Source organism: Dactylosporangium cerinum, from assembly GCF_042653625.1.
Taxonomy (GTDB): Bacteria; Actinomycetota; Actinomycetes; order Mycobacteriales; family Micromonosporaceae; genus Dactylosporangium; species Dactylosporangium cerinum.
This window is the reverse complement of the sequence record NZ_JBHSIU010000019.1, coordinates 167,280-184,353: the sequence shown is the minus strand read 5'-3', so window position 1 is coordinate 184,353 and position 17,074 is coordinate 167,280. Positions and strand designations below refer to the sequence as shown.

At 72.6% G+C, this 17,074-nt stretch carries 16 protein-coding genes; 5 read left to right on the top strand and 11 right to left on the bottom strand.

The window, feature by feature from the left end:
* Positions 1 to 9: 9 nt before the first annotated feature.
* From ACFPIJ_RS18575 to ACFPIJ_RS18565, 3 genes are read right to left on the bottom strand one after another with little or no spacing between them, the layout of a single operon-like run.
* Positions 10 to 1,101 carry a Zn-dependent alcohol dehydrogenase gene (locus ACFPIJ_RS18575; protein WP_380116387.1) on the bottom strand — a complete coding sequence of 364 codons (1,092 nt, stop codon included), beginning with the start codon at positions 1,099 to 1,101 and terminating at the stop codon, positions 10 to 12.
* A complete protein-coding gene (locus ACFPIJ_RS18570; protein WP_380116386.1) occupies positions 1,098 to 2,456 on the bottom strand; it encodes an aldehyde dehydrogenase family protein in 1,359 nt (452 codons plus the stop codon). The genes ACFPIJ_RS18575 and ACFPIJ_RS18570 overlap by 4 nt, the downstream gene beginning before the upstream one ends.
* A gap of 26 nt (positions 2,457 to 2,482) precedes the next feature.
* Complete coding sequence (locus ACFPIJ_RS18565) at positions 2,483 to 3,658, bottom strand: acyl-CoA dehydrogenase family protein (protein WP_380116385.1); 1,176 nt, start codon at positions 3,656 to 3,658, stop codon at positions 2,483 to 2,485.
* A 60-nt stretch (positions 3,659 to 3,718) separates the two neighbouring features.
* On the opposite strand from ACFPIJ_RS18565, the gene ACFPIJ_RS18560 reads away from it, so the two are divergent.
* On the top strand, positions 3,719 to 4,354 hold the full coding sequence (locus tag ACFPIJ_RS18560) for a TetR/AcrR family transcriptional regulator (RefSeq protein ID WP_380116384.1): 636 nt from the start codon (positions 3,719 to 3,721) through the stop codon (positions 4,352 to 4,354).
* Here the strand turns inward: ACFPIJ_RS18560 and ACFPIJ_RS18555 are convergent.
* Together ACFPIJ_RS18555 and ACFPIJ_RS18550 are read right to left on the bottom strand one after the other, a co-directional pair.
* Positions 4,329 to 4,988, bottom strand: coding sequence for a hypothetical protein (locus tag ACFPIJ_RS18555; RefSeq protein ID WP_380116383.1), 660 nt, complete (start codon positions 4,986 to 4,988; stop codon positions 4,329 to 4,331). The genes ACFPIJ_RS18560 and ACFPIJ_RS18555 overlap by 26 nt on opposite strands.
* Positions 4,989 to 5,079: 91 nt before the next feature.
* Complete coding sequence (locus ACFPIJ_RS18550; protein ID WP_380116382.1) at positions 5,080 to 5,541, bottom strand: PaaI family thioesterase; 462 nt, start codon at positions 5,539 to 5,541, stop codon at positions 5,080 to 5,082.
* 88 nt (positions 5,542 to 5,629) lie between these two features.
* Between ACFPIJ_RS18550 and ACFPIJ_RS18545 the strand changes: the two genes are divergently transcribed.
* Genes ACFPIJ_RS18545 through ACFPIJ_RS18535 form a run of 3 tightly spaced genes read left to right on the top strand, consistent with a single transcriptional unit; the run spans position 5,630 to position 9,227 of the window.
* Complete coding sequence (locus ACFPIJ_RS18545; RefSeq protein ID WP_380116381.1) at positions 5,630 to 7,120, top strand: AMP-binding protein; 1,491 nt, start codon at positions 5,630 to 5,632, stop codon at positions 7,118 to 7,120.
* Positions 7,121 to 7,152: 32 nt separating this feature from the next.
* Entirely contained in the window at positions 7,153 to 7,824 is a 672-nt protein-coding gene (locus ACFPIJ_RS18540) for a response regulator transcription factor (RefSeq protein ID WP_380116380.1), read from the top strand.
* A gap of 14 nt (positions 7,825 to 7,838) precedes the next feature.
* Positions 7,839 to 9,227, top strand: a complete 1,389-nt coding sequence (locus ACFPIJ_RS18535; protein ID WP_380116379.1) for a sensor histidine kinase — start codon at positions 7,839 to 7,841, stop codon at positions 9,225 to 9,227.
* A 29-nt stretch (positions 9,228 to 9,256) separates the two neighbouring features.
* Here ACFPIJ_RS18535 and ACFPIJ_RS18530 read toward each other — a convergent pair whose 3' ends face one another.
* Genes ACFPIJ_RS18530 through ACFPIJ_RS18510 form a run of 5 tightly spaced genes read right to left on the bottom strand, consistent with a single transcriptional unit; the run spans position 9,257 to position 14,764 of the window.
* Positions 9,257 to 10,225: a TAXI family TRAP transporter solute-binding subunit gene (locus tag ACFPIJ_RS18530; RefSeq protein WP_380116378.1), complete on the bottom strand. Its 969-nt coding sequence runs from the start codon at positions 10,223 to 10,225 to the stop codon at positions 9,257 to 9,259.
* A 13-nt stretch (positions 10,226 to 10,238) separates the two neighbouring features.
* A complete protein-coding gene (locus tag ACFPIJ_RS18525) occupies positions 10,239 to 10,850 on the bottom strand; it encodes an HAD family hydrolase (protein WP_380116377.1) in 612 nt (203 codons plus the stop codon).
* Entirely contained in the window at positions 10,850 to 11,947 is a 1,098-nt protein-coding gene (locus ACFPIJ_RS18520; protein ID WP_380116376.1) for a carboxylate-amine ligase, read from the bottom strand. Before ACFPIJ_RS18520 ends, ACFPIJ_RS18525 begins: the two co-directional genes overlap by 1 nt.
* 4 nt (positions 11,948 to 11,951) lie before the next feature.
* Positions 11,952 to 12,950, bottom strand: a complete 999-nt coding sequence (locus tag ACFPIJ_RS18515; RefSeq protein WP_380116375.1) for an aldo/keto reductase — start codon at positions 12,948 to 12,950, stop codon at positions 11,952 to 11,954.
* Positions 12,951 to 12,967: 17 nt separating this feature from the next.
* On the bottom strand, positions 12,968 to 14,764 hold the full coding sequence (locus ACFPIJ_RS18510) for a bifunctional metallophosphatase/5'-nucleotidase (protein WP_380116374.1): 1,797 nt from the start codon (positions 14,762 to 14,764) through the stop codon (positions 12,968 to 12,970).
* A gap of 178 nt (positions 14,765 to 14,942) precedes the next feature.
* On the opposite strand from ACFPIJ_RS18510, the gene ACFPIJ_RS18505 reads away from it, so the two are divergent.
* Positions 14,943 to 16,454, top strand: a complete 1,512-nt coding sequence (locus tag ACFPIJ_RS18505) for a M28 family peptidase (RefSeq protein ID WP_380116822.1) — start codon at positions 14,943 to 14,945, stop codon at positions 16,452 to 16,454.
* Here ACFPIJ_RS18505 and ACFPIJ_RS18500 read toward each other — a convergent pair.
* Complete coding sequence (locus tag ACFPIJ_RS18500; RefSeq protein ID WP_380116373.1) at positions 16,441 to 17,067, bottom strand: TetR/AcrR family transcriptional regulator; 627 nt, start codon at positions 17,065 to 17,067, stop codon at positions 16,441 to 16,443. The genes ACFPIJ_RS18505 and ACFPIJ_RS18500 overlap by 14 nt on opposite strands.
* Between the last annotated feature and the right edge of the window lie 7 nt (positions 17,068 to 17,074).

Genomic DNA, 17,074 nt, shown 5'->3' with positions numbered 1-17,074 from the left:
AGTGGATCGCTAGAAGTGGATCAGAGTGCGGGCGCCGACGCCGTTGCGCATGCGGTCGAAGGCCGCGTTCACCTCGTTCAGCGAGACGTGGTCGGTGACCAGGGCGGACAGGTTCAGCGCGCCGGAGCGGTAGTGCGACAGCAGCACGGGGACGTCCACGGCGGGGTCGGTGCTGCCGTACATGCAACCGGTCAGTGTCCGGGCGAAGTACGCCACCTCCAGGGCGCTGAAGGTGACCTCGTCGCTGGTGGAGCCGAGGCCGAGGACGGTGGCCCGGCCGCCGCGGCGGGTGACGGACCAGGCGGCGCGGATCGTCGCGGCGCGGCCGACGCACTCGACGGCGTGGTCGGCGCCGCGGCCCGAGGTCAGCGCGCGGATCTCCTTGGCGAGGGACGGGCCGGGGGTGAGGAAGTGGGTCGCGCCGAGGGACAGCGCGAGGTCCTCCTTCGACGGTGACGCGTCGACGGCGATGATCGTCGGGGCGCCGGCGATGCGGGCGCCCTGCAGGGCGGCGAGGCCGACACCGCCGAGGCCGATGACGGCCACGGACTCGCCGGCGCGCACGCGGGCGGAGTTGAGGATCGCGCCGACGCCGGTGAGGACGGCGCAGCCGAGCAGGGCGGCCTCGTCCAGGGGGATGTCGGCGGGCACCGGGATGCACGCGTTGGCGCCGATGACGGTCTCGGTGGCGAACGCACCGGTGCCGAGGCCCGCGTAGACGTCCTCACCGGCTGGATCATGCGTGAACGTGCGGGCGAACGGGACCCCGCGGGCGTCGTCGGCGTGCGCGCACAGGTATGGCTCGCCGGCGTCGCAGAACCAGCAGGACCGGCACGGCGGCGACCAGTTCAGCACCACATGGTCGCCGACCGAGATCGCCGAGACGTCGGACCCCACCTCGACGACCACCCCCGCGCCCTCATGGCCGAGGACGACCGGGAAGGGCTGCCGCAGGGTGCCGTTGGCCAGGGACAGGTCGGAGTGGCACACGCCCGCCGCGGCGAGCCGCACGCGCACCTGGGCCGGCCCGACCGGGTTCAGGGCGAGCTCCTCGACGGTGGCCGGGCCGTCCACCGCGCGCAGCACCAGACCGAGGCTCACAGCTGGATCGCCTTCACCGACGTGAACTCCTCGTAGCCGTGGACGCCGAGCTCGCGCCCGTATCCGGAGTCCCCGATCCCGCCGAACGGGGCGAGGGTGTTGAACGAGCCGCCGTTGACGTCGACCTGGCCGGTGCGCAGCCGCCGGGCGACGGCGACGGCGTGCTCCTGCGAGCCGGACCAGACGCTGCCGGCCAGGCCGTACGGCGTGCCGTTGGCGATGCGCACGGCGTCGTCCTCGTCGCGGTACCGGATGATCGACAGCACCGGGCCGAAGATCTCCTCCTGCGCGATGGCGGACGCGGGGTCGACGTCGGCGAACACGACCGGAGCCACGTAGTAGCCGACGTCGGGCACGGATCCGTTGCCCAGGGCGAGTTTCGCCCCGTCGGCGAGACCGCGCGAGACGTAGGACAGCACGCGGTCGCGTTGCGCGGCGGAGGCCAGGGGGCCGAGGCGGGTGGCCGGGTCGGTGGGGTCGCCGACGGTGTACCGGGACGCGGCCGCGACGGCGAGGGCGACCACCTCGTCGTGCTGGGACTCGTGCACGAGCAGGCGGGTCCACGCGGTGCAGGTCTGGCCGGAGTTGAGGTAGCAGTTGCCGACGCCCACCTTCACCGCGGCGGCGAGGTCGGCGTCCGGAAGGATCACGTTCGCGGACTTCCCGCCCAGCTCGAGCGACACCCGCGTGAGGTGCTTGGCCGCCAGTGCCGCCACGGTGCGGCCGGCGCCCGTCGAACCGGTGAACGACACCAGGTCGACCCCGGGGTGCCCGGCCAGGGCCGCCCCGGTCGGGTCGCCGTAGCCGGTGACGAGGTTGTAGACGCCGTCTGGCAGTCCCGCCTCGCGGACCAGCTCGCGCAGGCGCAGCGCGGACAGCGGGGCGACCTCGCTCGGCTTGTGCACGACGGTGTTGCCGGCGGCCAGGGCCGGCGCGAGCTTCGCGACCGTCTGGTGCAGCGGGTAGTTCCACGGGGTGATCGCCGCGACGACCCCGACCGGGTCGCGCACGATCACGGAGTTGCCGATCCGCTCCTCCGCCAGGTCGCCACCGGGGTCGCCACTGAGGAGGTCGACCATCGAGGACAGCACCGCGATCGGCAGGCCGACCTGCACCTTGCGGGCGATGGTGAGGGGCGCGCCCATCTCGGCGGTGATCAGCGCGGCGAGCTCGTCGGCGTGCGCCGCGAGGAGGTCGCGCAGCGCGGCGAGGTGCGCGGCGCGGTCGGCGCGGGACAGCGCGGACCACGGCCCGAGCGCGGCCCGGGCGGCGGCGACGGCCGGGCCCACGTCGGCGGTCTCGGGCACGGACCCGATGACCTCCTCGGTCGCCGGGTTGTAGACGTCGATGGACATCGGTGGCAAACCCCCTGCAATCCGGTTCAGACGAACGCGTTCACGCCGGTGAGGGCGCGACCGATGATGAGTTTCTGGATCTGGCTCGTCCCCTCGTACACGGTAGTGACCCGCGCGTCCCGCAGGTACTTGCCCACGGGGTACTCGTCGATGTAGCCGTAACCGCCGAAGACCTGCAGCGCGTTGTTCGCCGCGCGGACCGCCGCCTCCGAGGCGTAGAGCTTCGCGGTGGACGACTCGGTCGCGAACGGCAGGCCCCGGTCGATCAGGTCGGCGACCCGCCAGGTCAGCAGCCGGGCCGCGTCAGCCTCGACCGAGATGTCCGCGATCAGCTGCTGCACCAGCTGAAACGACGCGATCGGACGGCCGAACTGCTCACGCTGCCGGGCGTAGTCCACCGCCGCGTCCAGGCAGCCCTGGATGATCCCGACGCAACCGGCCGCCAGGGACATGCGCCCCTTCGCCAGGGCCGACATCGCGATCTTGAACCCCTGGCCGAGCTCGCCGAGCAGCGCGTCCTCGCCGACGGTGACCCCCTCGAAGGTCAGCGCCGCGGTCGCCTGGCCGCGCAGGCCGAGCTTGCCGTGGATCTCCTCGACGCGCAGCCCGGCGGTGACGGCGGGCCCGTTCAAAGGCCCATTCAAAGGCACCAGGAACGCCGACACGCCCTTCGGCCCCGGTTCGCCGGTGCGGGCGAAGACCAGCGCGACCTGTGCCCAGGTGCCGTTCGTGATGAACATCTTCGACCCGTCGAGGCGCCAGCCGCCGTCCACCCGGGTCGCCCGCGTCGCGAGGGACCCCGCGTCGGAGCCGGTGTCCGGCTCCGTCAGCGCGAAGCAGCCGAGGGCGTCGCCGGCGCACAGCCGGGACAGCCAGGCGGCCTTCTGCTCGGCGGTGCCGTAGCCGTTGATGCTCTTCGCGACGAGGCCGAGGGACACCGACACGATGCCGCGCACCGACGAGTCGCCCTTGCCGAGTTCCTCGAGGGCCAGGCAGTACGTGGTGTGGTCGCCGCCGCTGCCGCCGTGCTCCTCGGGGATCGTGATGCCGAAGATGCCCAGGTCGGCGAGCTTCTTGACGATCGACAGGTCGACCTGCTCGGCCCGGTCCCAGGCGGCGGCGTGCGGGGTGATCTCGCGGGCGACGAACTCGGCGGTCACCTGGCGGATCGCGCGCTGTTCGTCGTTGAGCGTGAAGTCCATGGGGCGTCCTTAATGAACCCGATCCCTTAACTAACGCCGTTAGTTTCTAAGATCGTAGCCATGGTCCGCCCCAGAACGCCACTCCTCAGCCGTGACCGCATCGTCGAGGTGGCCACCGCGATCGTCGACGCCGACGGCCTCGACGCGCTGTCCACCCGGCGGCTGGCCCGCGAGCTGGGCGTTCAGGCGCCCTCGCTGTACAACCACTTCGCCACCAAGGAGCAGATCGTCGACGCGATCGGCGACAGCATCGTGGCCGGCGTCGACCTGTCCATGCTGGGCCGCGACCCGTGGCCGGAGGCGTTGAAGGCGTGGGCGCGGGCGTACCGGTCGGCGTTCCGGGCCCACCCGAACGTGGTGCCGTTCCTGGCCCGCGGCCCGGCCCGCCGCCCCGCGTCGCTGCGCCTCGCCGACGCGGTCTACGGCGCGCTCGTCACCGCCGGCTGGCCGCCGGGCGACGCCACCCGCATCGGCGCGACCATGCGGTTCTTCGTCGCGGGCTCGGCGCTGGGATCGTTCGCGCTCGGCTTCGTCGACGACCCGGACCTGTACGCGCGCGACTACCCGCACCTGCGCGACGCGCACCGGCTCGCCGGCCAGCACGCCCACGTCGACGACAGCGCGTTCGAGCTGGGCCTGGAGGCCCTGGTGGACGGGCTGGAGCGGCGGTTCAGGCAGCTGCCGCCTGTGGCATGACCAGCAGCAGCTGGCCTCCGGGGCGGGTGCTCATGCGCACGGGCATGCTCAGCATCCGGCCGGCCCGGATCAGGACCGTGGCGGTCTCCAGGTCGGCGACCCGCAGGCCGGGGGAGCCGGAGCGGGACGGGCCCGACACCAGCAGCACGCCGCGCCACGCCGACTCGGCGAGCTGGCGGGCGTGGCGGATCTGGCGGGCCGAGCGCGGCAGCTCCGGGGCGCCGCACAGGTCGGTGTACCCCTGCTGCCAGGCGCGATCCAGGAAGGCGCCGGTACCGGAACCGGTGCCGGAGTTGCTGCCCGTGTCGGTGAGCACCCGGAAGATCTCGTAGCGGTGCCGCGTGCCCGCGGTGTAGCGGTGCACGCTCGCCGAGTGGCCGGCTGCCCCCAGCAGCTCGACCAGCCGGTCCGCGGCGACGGACCGGTTGAACTCGGCGAGCACCCCCGGTTGCAGGTTGGACGGTGCGTGTGCGAAAGCGGCACGGACCCGGGCGCCCCCCAGCGCCCGGGCCCGTCCTCCTCCGCCACACACCCCTGTGCATCGCACCAGCACGGCCGCCTCGAACGCGGCGACGGTCGAGGCCCGATAACGCTCGCCATTTGAGGAGCGCTCGCCGGTCGACACGATGTTCACTCGTTCACCGTGGCGGTTCGGACCGGGCCGGCGGAATCGCGGGGGTCGTTCCTTGAGGGAAACTTGACGCTGCGAAACCACCCCGAAAAAGTCAGGCCGGCATGAGCACCTGCGTGCATCGGCTCGCGGCGAGGGTGGTCCCGGCGGTGTCATACAGCTCGGCGGCGCAGAACACGACCTTCCGGGTCCGGCGCAGCACCGTGCCGACCGCCCGCAGCGTGCCCGGCCGGGTCGGGCGGAAGAACTCGACCCGCAGGTCCGCGGTCAGGAACAGCTCGTCGCGTTCGAGGGTGGTGAAGCAGGCGCCGCCCATCGCCGAGTCGAGGATCGCGGTGACCAGGCCGCCCTGGATCACCGGCCCGCCGGGGGTGGTGAAGCCGTAGTCGACGGTCGCGTCCCACTCGACGGTCGAGCCGCCGGGCTCCCAGCCGGTGCGCCGGAACCCGAGGGTCCGCCACAGGTTCGGGCCGGAGCTGCCATTGACGCCCCGGCTGTTGCTCCAGTCGCCGACGTCGGCGAAGCGCTCACCGGCGGCGATCGGGCGATCCGTCATGCGGTCCCTCACTCACTTGACAGTACGCAAGTATCGGCATAGGCAGTGTAGAAACATGGCGGCAGTACCTTGGTCTGGAGGTTCGTCGATGGTCAACCTCGCCCGCCTCGCCGAGGCGTCACTGGACCGGCACGGCGACTATCCCGCGCTCTGTTTCGAAGGTGCCTGGCACACGTCCGGGGAGGCCCACGACCGCGCGACCCGCCTCGCCGGAGGGCTGCGGGAGCTCGGGGTGCGCCCCGGCGACCGGGTGGCCGTCGTCATGGCCAACTGCCCCGAGGTGTCGCAGGTGTACCAGGCGGTCTGGCGGGCCGGTGCCGTCGTCACCCCGGTCGTCTTCCTGGTCACCGCCGACGAGCTCAGCCACGTCCTGCGCGACTCCGGCGCGGTCGCCGTGGTCACCTCGCCGGAGCTGCTGCCGAAGTTCGGCGAGCTGCTCGAGACGGAACGAGGGCTGCCGAAGACGGACAAGGTGCCGGCGATCGTCGTCGGCACGCCGTCGTTCGAGGCGCTCCTGGCCGCCGACCCGGCCCCGATCACCGACCGGGGACCCGACGAGCTCGCGGCCCTGCTGTACACCGGCGGCACCACCGGACGCAGCAAGGGGGTCGCGCTCACACACGCCAACCTCGCCCACGCGGGGCGGGTCTCCCGGGAGGCGGCCCACACCCCGGGCCTCAACACCGGGATCACGGCCCTGCCGCTGTCGCACTCGTACGGCCTGATGGTCACCGTCGGCGCGATGCAGGCCGTCGAGCCGCCCGTCGCCGTGCTGCAGCGCTGGTTCGAACCGGCCGGCTGGCTGCGGCTCGCCGCCGAGCAGCGCGCGCAGACCGCCGCCGTGGTCCCGTCGATGATCGTCATGCTGCTCGGCCAACCCCTCGCCACGACCGACCTGAGCGCCCTGCGGTTCGTCTTCTCCGGCGCCGCCCCGCTGCCGCCGGCCGCGGCCGAGGCGTTCGAGCGCCTCGTGCCGTCCGCGCGGGTCCTGGAAGGATACGGCTGCACCGAGACCGGCGGGATCGTCAGCGGCAGCCCCCTCCAGGCGCCCCGCCGCGGCACGGTCGGCAAGCCCCTCGAGGGCATCGAGGTCCGCCTCGCCGACGACGGCGAGATCCTCGTCCGCGGCCCGAACGTGATGCGCGGGTACTGGCGTGCGGAGCCGGCAGAGCTGACCGGCAGCGGGATCACCGAGGGGTGGTTCGCCACCGGCGACATCGGCACGATCGACGGCGACGGGTACCTCAGCATCGTCGACCGCAAGAAGGACCTCATCATCCGGGGCGGGTTCAACGTGTACCCCCGCGACGTCGAGGACGTGCTCACCGCGCACCCTGCCGTCGCCATGGCCGCCGTCGTCGGGCGCCCCGACGAGCGGCTCGGCGAGGAGGTCATCGCGTTCGTGTCGCTGACCGGCGGGGAGGGCGGGCAAGGCGATGTCACGGCCGGAGACCTGGACGCCTACGCCCGTGCGCACCTCGCCCCGACGAAACGGCCGCGGGAGATCCACGTCCTGGAACAGATTCCGCTGACGTCGGTCGGCAAGCTCAACCGCAAGGCGCTGCGCGCGCTCCTGTGAGCCGGGCGCCGCTCCTCTACCATGAGCGCACGATGCGAGTGATGCTGGTCGAAGACGACGCACGGGTGGCGGCCGCACTGGCCACCGCCCTGCGCCGGCGCGGGCACGACGTCGCGCACTGCCCGACGGCGCAGACCGCCCTCGACACGTTCGCCGGTGAGCCGTTCGACCTGGTCCTGCTCGACCTCAACCTGCCCGACGGCGACGGCATCGAGGTGTGCCGCACCCTGCGCCGCAAGGACGAGACGGTGGCGATCATCGCCGTCACCGCCCGCGGCGAGGAGCGCGACCGGGTCATCGGCCTGCAGACCGGCGCCGACGACTACGTCGTGAAGCCCTACTCGATGGCCGAGCTCAACGCCCGCATCGAAGCGGTCCTGCGGCGCGCGTCGCGGGCACCGCAGACCGCCGTCGAGGTCCTCGCCGCCGGTCCGGTCCGCGTCGACGTCGCCGCCCGGCAGGTCGCCGTCGCCGGCCGGGACGTCGCGCTCACCCGCAAGGAGTTCGAGATCCTCGCGGTGCTCGTGCGCACCCCCGGCGTCGTGGTGTCCTACGACCGGCTGATCCTCGCGGTGTGGCAGACCAGCTTCGTCGGCCGGCACACCCTCGACGTGCACGTCGGCTCGCTGCGGGCGAAGCTCGACGTGCCGGGCCTGGTGCAGACCGTCCGCGGCGTCGGATACCGCCTCGTGCCGGGTCTGTAGAAGGTCGCCGAGCGATGCGGGTCCGTCTGGTCGCCACCTACCTGCTGCTGCTGTTGCTGGTGCTGACGGCACTGGAGGTGCCGTTCGCCCTCAGCATCGCCACCCGCGACACCCAGCAGGTCGTCGCGGACCGGCTCGCCGACGCCACCCGCTTCGCCACGCTCGCCGAACCGGCCCTGCGGGCCCCGCGGGAGACCGACGAGCTCACCGCGGAGCTCGCCCGATACGACGAGGTCTACGGCATCGCCGCGATCGTGGTCAACCAGGACGCGGTCGGCGTGGTGGCGTCCCGCCCCGGGGTGAACCTCGCCGACGAGGCGGTGCAACGGCAGGCCCGCCGGGCCCTCGAAGGCCGCGAGGCCAGCGACGACGGCACGATCTGGCCGTGGCGGCTGGAGCCGTTCGTGGTCGCGGTCCCGGTCGGCCGGGGCGGCGAGGTCATCGGCGCCGTCGTCACCGTCTCGCCGGTCGGCGGGCGCGTCGCCGGGGTCCGCGCCGCCTGGAGCGTCCTGGCCGGCGGCGGGCTCGTCGTGCTGTTCGCCGGCATCGTCGCCGCCTGGTCCCTCGCCCGGTGGACGTTGCGGCCCGTCGCCGAGCTCGACGCCGCCGCGCACGAGCTCGGCGCCGGTGACTACGCCGCCCGGGTCCCCGCCGCCGACGGGCCGCCGGAGCTGCGCCGGCTCGGCTCCGCGTTCAACGAGATGGCCGCGACCGTCGCCGACGCCCTGGAGCGGCAGCGGGCGTTCGTCTCCCACGCCAGCCACCAGCTGCGCAACCCGCTCACCGCGGTGCGGCTGCGGGTCGAGGACCTCGGCCTCGACCTCACCGACCCGCAGGCGGTCGAGGGGCACCGGCTCGCCCTGGAGGAGGTCGAACGCCTCGGCGAGGTCCTCGACAGCCTCCTCGCCCTGGCCCGCGCCGAGCGGGGACGGTTCGAGCTCGCCGACATCGATGCCGGCGAGGTCGCGTGGGCGCGGGTCGTCGCGTGGCAGCCGGTCGCCGCGAAGAAGCAGATCACGCTGCGATACGTCCGCGCGCCGCACGCCTTGAAGGCCCGTGCCGTGACGACCGCGCTCGACCAGGCGCTCGACGCGCTCATCGACAACGCCGTCAAGTTCTCCGCCGAGGGCAGCACCGTCACGATCCGCCCGGCGGCGGCCGACAACGACGGTGTCGACGGTGTCGCCGTCCACGTGATCGACACCGGCCCCGGTCTCACCGAGGAGCAGCGGGACCTGGCCACCGAGCGGTTCTGGCGGGCGCCCGGCACGCAGAACGTCGACGGCAGCGGCCTCGGCCTGCCGATCGTCGCGGTCCTCGTCGAGGCGTCGTCCGGCCGCCTCGACCTGCTCGCCAACGAACCGAGCGGCCTGCACGCCCGCCTGTGGTTCCCGGCCCCGTGACCCGAAAGCCGTGACACAGCCGGGAAGGCTCAGGCCTTCTGCGTGCGGTAGTAGCGCACCGCGCCCGCATGCAGCGGCAGCGGCGTGGTGCTGATCGCGGAGCGGATGTTGAGCCGGCCCGCCGCCTGGTGCGCCTTCGCCAGCTCGTCGCGGCCCTCGAACAGCAGCCGCGTCACGCCGTGCGCGAGGGGCTCCGGCATCGACACCCGCACGACGAGATAGTTGGCGATGCCGATCGAGACGGTCGGGCTGATGCCCCGGTACGCCGAGGCCGGCACGACCCGCTCCGCGTAGTAGTCGCCGAACCGGTCGCGCATCGGCTGGACCAGCTTGTCGAGGGCGAGGAGCCGGATCGGGAACGTCTCGGCCAGCCCCTGGATGAGGCCGACGGCCAGGCCGCCGGAGAAGAAGAACGCGTCGATCTGCCGTTTCCGCAGCGCGTCGACCGACGCCTCCAGGTTCAGCGGCAGCTGGACGATGCTGGCCTTGAGGTCGGCACCAGTGCCGACATTGGAGCCGGTGCTGGCGACGTCGAGGATGTGATCGGCGGTCCCGGCGGTGCCGGAGCGGGCGGCGCCGACGGACACCCGCTTGCCGCGCAGGTCCTCGACGCTCTGGATCGGGCTGTCATGGGCGACGACGAGGTGCACGTAGTCGTCGTAGATCCGGGCGAGCGCGGCCAGCTGCCCCGGCGCGGCCTTGTGCCCCTCGCCGGCGGTGTCGGCCTGGGTGAAACCGACCTCCGCCGTGCCCGCGAGGACCGCCTCGACGTTCTCCTTCGACGCGTTCGTGGTGAGGACGCTGGCGTGCACGTTCGGCAGGTACCGCTTGGCGAGTTTCGCGATCGCGTTGCCATACGCGTAGTAGACCGCGCCCGTGCTGCCGGTCGCGATCCGCAGCGTCCCGGTCGCCTCCTCACCGTCGGACTCGCACGCGGTGAGCAGCGCGCCGCTGACGCCCCAGCCGAGCCCGCCCGCCAGCAGCACCCGGCGTCTCATGGCACCCTGCGTCTCATGGCAGGCACGCCGCCAGGATCTCCAGGGTCTCCTGCGGGGTGCGGTGCCGCACCGTCGTCATCCCGAGCGCCCGCGCCGGTTTCAGGTTGCCGGGCAGGTCGTCGACGTAGACGCACTCCTGCGGCGGCAGCCCGACCGCCGCGGCGCCGAGGACGTAGATCGCCGGGTCCGGCTTGCGCACGCCGACCTCACCGGAGATCACGACGCCGTCGAACAACTCGTCCAGCAGGATCCGGTCGTACCGCTGCGAACCCCACGAATTCGAGATCAGTCCGGTCCGGATGCCGCGGCCGCGGGCGGCCCGGACGAAGTCCAGCATCGCGACGTCCGCGGTGGTGGCGCCGAGCAGCCGCTCGATCAGGCCCTCGGGCGGCACCCCCAGCAGGGCGGCGAACCCGGCCTCGAACCCGGCGTCGGGCAGCGTGCCGTCCTCCAGGCCGCCGAGCAGCGACCGGGCCGTGGGGTCGTCGCGGAACAGGTCCCGGACGGTGCCGGGTGGCAGGCCCTCCCGGGCGCAGAACGCGTCGAAGGAGACGAACACGTCGGTGGTGAGGACCCCGCCGTAGTCGACCAGCAGCCCGCGCAGTGTCACCTCGTGCACGGTCATCAGGCTTCCGTTCCCTCCGCGGTTTCCTTCGCCAGCGACTGTACGACCTCGACCGGGTCCTCGACTGCCCGCTGGCGGGTCGCGGACGTGCCCCGGGCCCGCAGGTCATCGAGCAGGTCGACGGCGATCTCCCAGTCGCCGCGCGCCTCCAGGGCCGGGCGGACGTGCGCCATCAGCGCGTCGACCCGCGCCCCGGCGGGCAGTGCCGAGCGGGTCGCCGGATCGACGAGGTGGCCGCTGAGCCCGGACCTGGCGGCCCGCCACGTCGCGGCCCGCAGCAGCACCTGCGGCGCCTCCGGCAGCGGGCGGCCCGCGGCGTCCTCCTCGGCGGCGACGGTGACGAGGCCCCGGGACAGCGCGGCGAGCAGCACCGCGTCGTCGACCCGCGGGCACGAGTCGGCGACCCGGACCTCGACCGTCGGGTACCGCGCCGACGGCCGGGCGTCGAAGTAGACCATCCCGGCGTCGCTGATCACGCCGCTCTCGACGAGCGTCTGGACGACCCGCTGGTACTCGGCGTCGGAGTCCACGTCCGGCGGCGGGCCGACGGTCGGCCAGCGGGACGTGACGACGGTCCGGTAGGAGGCGTACCCGGTGTCCTGCCCGGCGAAGTACGGCGAGCTGACGCTGAGCGCGAGCAGCGCCGGCAGCCACTCCCGGATCCGCCGGGTGATCCGCACCGCCAGGTCCTTGTCCGGCACGCCGACCTGCACCTGGCAGGCGGCCACCTGCTGCTCGTCGACGAGCTGCCGGTATTCCTGCGCCATGCGTTCGTAGCGTTCGTCGGGGTACACCCGGCTCGGCCCGCCGCCGGAGCCGGGGACCGAGCCGGCGGCGACGACCGCGAGGCCGTGCCGGCCGGCGGACTCGACCAGCGACCGGCGCTTCTGCAGGAGGTCGGCGCGCAGGCCGGTGAGGTCGGTGTGCACGCCGGTGGCCGTCTCGACCATCGAGCGGTGCAGCTCCGGCTCGGCGTCCGCGCCGCGCAGGACCCGCCGGGCGGCCGGCTCCAGGTCGCCGGTCCCGGCGTCGACGACGTGGAACTCCTCCTCGACACCGATCGTGTCGCCGGCTCGCACGCCGCCCGGCGTCACCACGGCATCACCATCGGCTGTGCACCGAGCCGCGGATCAGTTCGTCGTAGACGCTGCGGACCGCGTCGTGGGTGGCCTCGGGCAATGGCTCGGCGGCCGTCCCAGTGTTGCCGACGGCCGCGTTGGCGCGGGCCTGGTCGCCGTTGCGGGCGCCGGGGATGACCACCGACACGGCCGGGTGGTCGACGATCCAGCGCAGCGCGAACTGGGCCATCGTCAACCCCTCGGGCTTGAGCGGGGCGAGCCGGCGGACCGCGGCGAGCCCGGTGCCGTAGTCGACCCCGGAGAACGTCTCGCCCTGGTCGAACGCCTCGCCGTGCCGGTTGTAGGTGCGGTGGTCGTCGGCGCCGAACGTGGTGTGCTCGTCGTAGCGGCCCGACAGCAGGCCACTGGCGAGGGGCACCCGGGCGATGATGCCGACGCCCATCTTCTCCGCTGCGGGCAGCACGTCGTCGAGGGGCTTGAGCCGCAGCATGTTGAAGATGATCTGGACGGTGGCGACGCCGGGCCGGGCGATCGCGGTCAGCGCCTCCGCGGCCGTCTCGACGCTCACGCCGTAGGCCTTCATCCGGCCCTCCTGGACCATCAGGTCCAGGCCGTCGAACACCTCGTCGGTCGAGTACACCTCCGACGGCGGGCAGTGCAGCTGCACCAGGTCGATCGTGTCGACGCCGAGGTTCTCCCGGGACCGGTCGTTCCAGGCGCGGAAGTTGTCCAGGTTGTACCGGTCCGCCTCCTGCGGCACCCGGCGGCCCATCTTGGTGGCGACCGTGACGCCGTGCCCCGCAGGCAGGCCGTTGACGAAGGCACCGACGAGGCGCTCGCTGCGGCCGTCGCCGTACACGTCGGCGGTGTCGATGAAGGTCACGCCGGCCTCGTGCGCGGCGATCAGGGTGGCGAGGGCCTGGTCCTCGTCGACCTCGCCCCAGTCGGCGCCGAGCTGCCATGCGCCGAGCCCTACCACGCCGACCGGGGCACCGGTCCGTCCTAAGATCCGTTCCTGCATCCGCCCAGACTATGGCGTTACGCGAAGACCGGCACGTTCTCGCGCACGAGGCGCCAGTTCGGGGTGAAGAAGTCCGCCGGGTTGATCGAACCCTTCGCCTGGGCCCAGTCGATCAGCAGCTGCCGGATCTCCTGCTGCGCGTTGTACACCTGGGTCTTGACGATGCCGGGGAAGTTGCCGCCGCCGGAACGCCGGTAGTTGTTCACCGCGACCACGAACTGCTCGGTGTCACCGACGGCCGTGGTGGTGCCGGGGTGGACCAGCCGGGTGATGCGCTGCCCGACGGGCCTGCTGATGTCGATGTCGTACTCGACGCCGGAGATCGTGTCGTAGTTGTAGTCCGGCACCGCCGGGTCGCTGATCGCCGCCGGGTCGACCGGCGCGCCGACCGGCAGCGTCACGAAGTACTTCGCCGAGTACTCCAGGTAGGCGCGGACCTCGGCGCCGGTCAGGACGACGGCTTCGAGGGTGTTGTCGTAGATGTACAGCCCCGCGACGTCCTTGATCTTGACGTCGCCGGCCGGGAACACCGCGGTCCGGGAGAACGGCGCCGCGATCGACAGCACCGGCAGCGCCGTGCCGAGCGCCGCGGTGACGGTGTCGGTCTGGACCTTGTTGATGTAGTCCAGGATCGGCGTGTCCTTGTACCGCGATTCCGCCGCCGACAGCGTCTCCGTCGACGTCGCGACGACCTGGTTCACGTAGGTGACGGTCTTGGTGTGCTGCGCGTGCACCGCGGCGATGACCTTCGGGTCGGCCTCGACCGTGTTGGTGTTCAGCGACGTCGAGGCCTTCGAGGTGATCGTCCAGCGGTTGCGGTCGCGGCTGAGCTGGAAGTCCATCCGGGTCAGCCGCTGGCCCCACCTCGACGGCTCCGACAGCAGCACCTGCGCACCGGTCGCGGTGTTGGTGACGAAGCGCTGCGGGATGTCGCTGTGCGCGTGGCCGAAGAGGATCGCGTCGATGCCGGGGACCTGCTCGGCGATGAGCGCCGACGGGTTCTCGTTGGGCAGCTCGGGGCCGTAGCTGGACTTGCCGCTGTCGCCGCCGTGGGCCGAGATGAGCACGATGTCGGCGCCGCGGCGGCGCATCTCCGGCACGTACTTCGCGGCGGTGGCGACCAGGTCGTCGAAGCGCAGCTTGCCCTCGACGTTGGCCCGGTCCCAGATGGCGACGCCGGGGTTGGTGAGGCCGAGGATGCCGACCCGGAAGTTCGGCGCACCCCTGCCGAGGTCGACCTTCTTGATCACGTACGGCACGAACGCCGGCCGGCCCGTCTTCACGTTGATCGCGTTCGCGGCCAGGGCCGGGAAGCCCAGCTGCCGGATCCACAGTGCGAGCAGCGGCAGCCCGTAGTTGAACTCGTGGTTGCCGAGGGTGACGGCGTCGTAGTCGATGATGTTCATCGCCCGCGCCATCGGGTGCCGCTCGCCGGTCGTGGTGATCGGCTCCTGCTTCGCGTAGTACGTCGCGAGGGGCGTGCCCTGGATCGTGTCGCCGGCGTCGAGGACGAGGGTCGCCTTCCCGCGCCGCTCGGCCCGGATCTGGTTGACCAGCGTGGCGACCTTCGCCAGGCCGATGTCGTTGTGGGCGCTGTCGTCGTACTCGGCGTCCTTGTAGTAGTCCCAGTTGTAGACGTTGCCGTGGGTGTCGGACGTGCCCAGCAGCGTGAGGTCCCAGGTCCGGGGTTGGGTTGGGTGCGCCGCGTTGGCGGGCGCCGCTCCGGCCTCGCCGCCGGCGACGAAGGGTGCCGTCGCCGCGGCCGCCGCGACGGCCAGGACGGTCCGCCGTGAGGTGCCTGAAGGGTTGTTCATTCCCGGCACCCTATATTCCGGCAACCGCTGCCGCCCCGCGCGCGCCGGTGCATCGGTTCACCGGCGCATCAACATCTTGACGGACATCGATGCGTGACGGGACCATGACGCTGCCGTCCCTCCACCCCTGGGAGCCGTCCACGTGAAGAAGTTTGTCACCGCCGCGCTCGCCGCGGTCCTGGTCGTGGTTCCGGTCGCCACCGCGATCCCGGCGCCCGCCGCCGCCGCGCCCGCGAAGATCCTGCTCGCCGCCGCGCCGAACATCTCCGTCGCCAATGTGAAGGCCCACCTGTCGCAGCTGCAGAGCATCGCGACCGCCAACGGCGGCAACCGCGCCCATGGCCGCCCCGGGTACCTGGCCTCGGTCAACTACGTGAAGGGCCAGCTCGACGCCGCCGGGTACACCACGGTCGTGCAGTCGTTCACGTACAACGGCGCCACCGGGTACAACCTCATCGCGGACTGGCCGGGCGGCGACCCGAACGACGTGCTCATGGTCGGCGCGCACCTGGACAGCGTCACCGCCGGGCCCGGCATCAACGACAACGGCTCCGGCTCCTCGGCCAACCTGGAGGTCGCCCTCGAGGTGTCCCGGCAGGCGCTGAGCACCACGAAGCACCTGCGGTTCGGCTGGTGGGGCGCGGAGGAGCTGGGGCTGCGCGGCTCGACCGCCTACGTCAACAGCCTGCCGGCGGCGGAGAAGGCGAAGATCAAGGCGTACCTGAACTTCGACATGGTCGGCTCGCCGAACCCGGGCTACTTCCTGTACGACGGGGACAACTCCGACGGCGTCGGCTCCGGACCCGGTCCGGCCGGCTCGGCCGCCCTGGAGCAGACGCTGCAGGACTACTTCACGTCGATCGGCGTGCCGACCGAGGGCACCGACTTCGACGGCCGCTCCGACTACGGCCCGTTCATCAGCGCCGGCATCCCGGCCGGCGGCATCTTCACCGGCGCGGAGGGCCGCAAGACCGCGGCCCAGGCGACGAAGTGGGGCGGCACATCCGGCACCGCCTTCGACGTCTGCTACCACCGCGCCTGCGACACCACCGCCAACATCAGCGACACGGCCCTGGACCGCAACAGCGACGCGATCGCCTACGCGGTCTGGACCATCGCCACCTCGACGCCGACGCCGCCCGGCACCACCGTCTACAGCGACACGTTCGAGACGGCCACCGGCTGGACCGTCAACCCGTCCGGCACCGACACGGCCACCGCGGGCGCGTTCGAGCGGGGCGACCCGGCGGCGACCACCTCGGGCGTGGCGCTGCAGCTCGGCACCACCGTCAGCGGCTCCTTCGACCTGGTCACGGGCGCCGCGGCGGGCAGCAGCGCGGGCACCTACGACGTGGACGGCGGGGTCACCAGCATCCGCTCGCCCGCGATCACCCTGCCGGCGCTGCCGTCGGGTGGGACGCTGACGCTCACGTTCTCCTGGTACCTGGCCCACCTCAACAACGCCACCAGCGCCGACTTCGTGCGGGTGCGCATCGTCGGGACCACCACGACGACCGTGTTCAGCCAGGCGGGCGCGGCGTCGAACCGGGCCGGCGCCTGGGCGTCGGCGAGCGTCAGCCTGACCGCCTACGCGGGCCAGTCGATCCGGATCCTGGTCGAGGCCAACGACTCCGGCACCGCCAGCCTCGTCGAGGCCGGCGTCGACGACGTGAAGGTCACGCAGTCGTGACCTGCGGGGGCCGGTCCTCGTGGCCGGCCCCCAGCAGGGCCCCGATGCCGCCGACGTAGGTCTCGCGGTCGACCTGGCCGATGAGGACGCGCTGCAGGATGTACCCCTGGATGAGCCCGAAGATCGCCGAGCCGACCGCGGCCGGGTCGGCGTCGGCGGGCAGCTGGCCGTTGTCCCGGGCGCGCCGGGCGAGGGCGACGGCGTTGCCACGGATCCGGCCGTAGATCTCCGAGATGAGCGCGGCGAACTCGGGGTCGTGCACCGCCTCGCCCCAGACCTGCACGGCGATGCGGACCGTGCCGTTGTCGGTGAGGTTCACGTCGATCTGCCGCAGCAGGTCGTCGATCACCGCGAGCAGCGGCGGCGCCGGGTCCTGCGCGAGCAGGTGGTCCGCGGTCGCCTGCACGATGCCGATCTTCTCCCCGGCGATGGCCTTGATCAGGGCGGCCTTGCTGTCGAAGTACCGGTAGAACGCCCCGACCGACAGCCCCGCCTCCTTGATGACGTCCTGCATGGACGTCTGGTGGAACCCGTTGCGCAGGAAGCAGCGCGTGGCCGCCTCGATGATCTGCTCGCGGCGGGCGGCGAGATGGGCTTCGGAGACGCGGGGCATACCCCAT